This window comes from Micromonospora sp. 4G55 (assembly GCF_016803375.1).
In genome coordinates this window covers 1-2956 of the sequence record NZ_JAEVHN010000723.1, presented here as the reverse complement: position 1 = coordinate 2956, position 2956 = coordinate 1, and the positions used below count along the sequence as shown (strand labels likewise).

The following is a 2956-nucleotide window of genomic DNA, read 5'->3' as shown; positions in this document are numbered from 1 at the left end:
CCCGCCGGCGGCTGTGCTCGCCCAATCCGCCTCACCGGCACCATCGCTGCCGCCGACCGGAACACCGGCCGTATCACCGGCCAGCTGCACACCGACCAGACGGCCTAGTGACGCTCGTCTTGGTCCCTCTCGGCGGCCATGGTTGCTGTACTTGGTTGCTGTACTGCGGGCGTCGATCGGTCAGCCTCCCGGGTCCAGCCGAGGAAGCGGTGGTGCAACGCGCCGGCCGGCATGCAGGGCATGTCTTCGGCGGCCTGGACGAGGTAGGAGCCGAGGTAGAGGGCCAACGACACGGGGGCGTCTGCGTACTCCGCCCGCAGCTCACGCTTCCGGGTCGGGCAGGGCCAGGGCAGGTCGCAGCCGCCGCAGCTCCAGATCGGCATGACTGGGCCGTGGGTGGTCACTCTTGGCCTCCAAGGAAGCGCGCGGTGATCGTTCGGGCCTGCCGGCTGGTCGCCCAGTTCACCTGCCAGCACGGGTACGGAGCCAGCCGCGACCACCACGCGCGGCAGCCAGCGCACATGCCGTCGAGTCCTCGGACGTGCACCGCGAGGATCGTCTGCTCCTGGCGGTCGTTCACTGCTCCCCCTCCCCGGGCCAGTGGCCTCGGTTGATCGGGATCCGGTGCCAGGCATGACACGGCAGGTCGGCTCCGCAGCGGCAGACCCGCCGCCATCGCCGCCAAGACCAGACGGGCCGATGCCGCCGCGCGAGGGTCATGGCGGCGGCGAGCAGGTACTCCTCGTACGAGACGCGCCGCACCGGATCTCCCTCGTCAGTCACGAGGGCACGCTGTCTCGCCCCCGAGTTGAGAGGGACGCGGCGACCAGGCCAATCCACACCGCCCGCCGCATCCCGTGAGGAGGAACGTACGCAGCGTGGTCGGGGTGAATGGGTAGGGTTCGTACCCCTTGATCAGGCGACGAGGCCGACCTTCAGCGCGAGGTCATGCACATCGCCTCGCAAAGAGCGCGGTCCGTCCAGTAAATCGAGGGTGATCTGCCTGGCGTAGCCGTTGAAGCGGATCGTCTCCGGCGCGGACTCGTATGCCTGACGAAGAGTCGCCACAGTGGCTTCGTTGTCGCCCTTGCCGTAGTGGCCGCGGGCCACCTCGATCAGGTGCCGGGCACGGCGCGGTTTCGATGGGATCGCCGCCGGGTCAAGGCGATTGGCCTGTCGCACCGCCTCACCGGACTTCTGAAGCTCGACGGCGACGGTCACGGCGTGGGCGCCCATGATGACCCGCGAGAACGAAGTCTGCGGCTGGTAGAAGTTCTCCGGCAGGCGCTGCGCCACCCGGTCCGCACGGTCCCAGTACCGCCAGGCGCGACCCTCCTCACCGGCCCGAGCGGCGGTATAGGCAGCTTCAAAGTTCAGGGCGCCCCAGAGAGCGAGCAGGTTCGGGTTCGCGTCGGTAGTTCGGGGTTTGAGCGCCGAGACCACGTCGAGCGTCACCGCCATACCGGTGTCCCAGTCCCCGGCGTCCCGGTGAACCTGGCACAGGAACCATCCCGCGCAGGCCAACGCCTCCGGATCTCCCGACTCCTGCGCCGCCACCATCGCGCGGTCAGCTACGCGCCACAGCAACTCGGCGGCAGGCTGGTAAGCAAGGAACATCTGAGCCAGGCCGAGCACTTCGGCAAGCAGCGCCTGAGCCTGCCGACGCTCGTCACCCTCATACGTCAGCGCGGCACGCTGAGCGTCCCGGACCAAATCCGGCAGCAGAGTGCCGAGCACCGTTCGATGGTCTGACGCCTGATGACGGGCGCGCCAGGCTGCGGCGAGCCGGCCCTTGATCTGCTGTAGCGGTTGCGGTGACATGTCGTCGGACACCGCGAAGCGGTTGACGGCGTCGCGTACCGAGGCGAGTGCTGGATGCTCGGGCCCGTTGACGACCTCAGATCGATCGCTCAACTCCCCGATCAAGGCGGACACGTCGACCTTGAGGGCGCGGGCGATCCGATCGAGCATGTGCACACGCGGCGGCAGGATGCGATCGCTCTCCACGGCCTTGACCCACTCGGCGCTACGGCCTACTAGCCCCCCGAGCACAGCGCGGGTCTTGCCCGAGCGCTCACGGTAGACCTTGAGTCGCTGCCCAAAGGTCAGCCCCGGCATGGGATCCATCCCGAACCTCCTCGTAGCGCGGGATGCGTTGCCGGCCTGTCGACCGCCGTCGTCCCTCACGGTACTCACGGGCTAGCCACCTGGTAACCCTTTGATCCTGAGGACAGGCCGCCAGCAACTCACCGACCATTGGCGCTGACCCCCGTCGGGGGGAAAGTGACCTGACGTAGCAGCGAGTGTGATCAAGTGCCGTACCGCGTGTTCAGACGTCCCGGTCGTGCCGTCGGGCATGATCGAGTGTGAATGCACGGTAGGGCGTTCGCTGACGATCCGCTGACTCACAGAGTGACGCGCTGCGGGCGCCCGAGGACGGCCGGAGGCCGCCCGCAGGGCAGTCCGCGAGCGCGTGGCCAGCTTCCGGACCCCTGCCTTGCAAAGATCAAGATGACTGTCGGTCGCCGTCGACTACTGCCGCTGACCTGCTCGTCCTGTCGACTCGCGTCGGCTCATGACCGGGCCAGTCTGCTGGCTTGGCTGTACGGATGGCTGTACAGCCACACGGTTTAGGAAGTGTGGATACGGCCGCAAGTTGCTCGGCAGTGACCTGGCTTGACCTGCGTCGCCACGCTGGCTGCCGCCCAGGAGCTGACCGCCATTGACCGTCGTCGCCCATCCCAACGGGCACGCAACGGGCACGACGGGATCGAGATGGTCGCGCTCGCACCGAGATGGGGAAGCCTGAACGAGGCCCGTAACCGCAGGTCCTAGTACTCCAGCCGGGGATCGTGATCACGGTTCGATGAGGGCTTGTCGGGCGTAGTGGCTGGTCTTGGCTCGGGCTTGGTGACGGCGCCGGCGGATGGACCAGGACAGCGGGTCGCAGCGTCGG

The 2956-nt window shown here is 68.0% G+C and carries 2 protein-coding genes and 1 pseudogene; all 3 read right to left on the bottom strand.

Going from position 1 to position 2956, the window contains the following annotated elements; translation table 11 throughout:
- Window positions 1–104: 104 nt before the first annotated feature.
- Entirely contained in the window at window positions 105–404 is a 300-nt protein-coding gene (locus JNW89_RS33050; protein ID WP_238452031.1) for a hypothetical protein, read from the bottom strand.
- A pseudogene (locus tag JNW89_RS37895) lies at window positions 401–760 on the bottom strand (hypothetical protein); the annotation flags it as partial. The pseudogene JNW89_RS37895 and the gene JNW89_RS33050, both read right to left, overlap by 4 nt.
- 155 nt (window positions 761–915) lie before the next feature.
- Window positions 916–2127: a helix-turn-helix transcriptional regulator gene (locus JNW89_RS33040; protein ID WP_238452029.1), complete on the bottom strand. Its 1212-nt coding sequence runs from the start codon at window positions 2125–2127 to the stop codon at window positions 916–918.
- Window positions 2128–2956 lie beyond the last annotated feature (829 nt).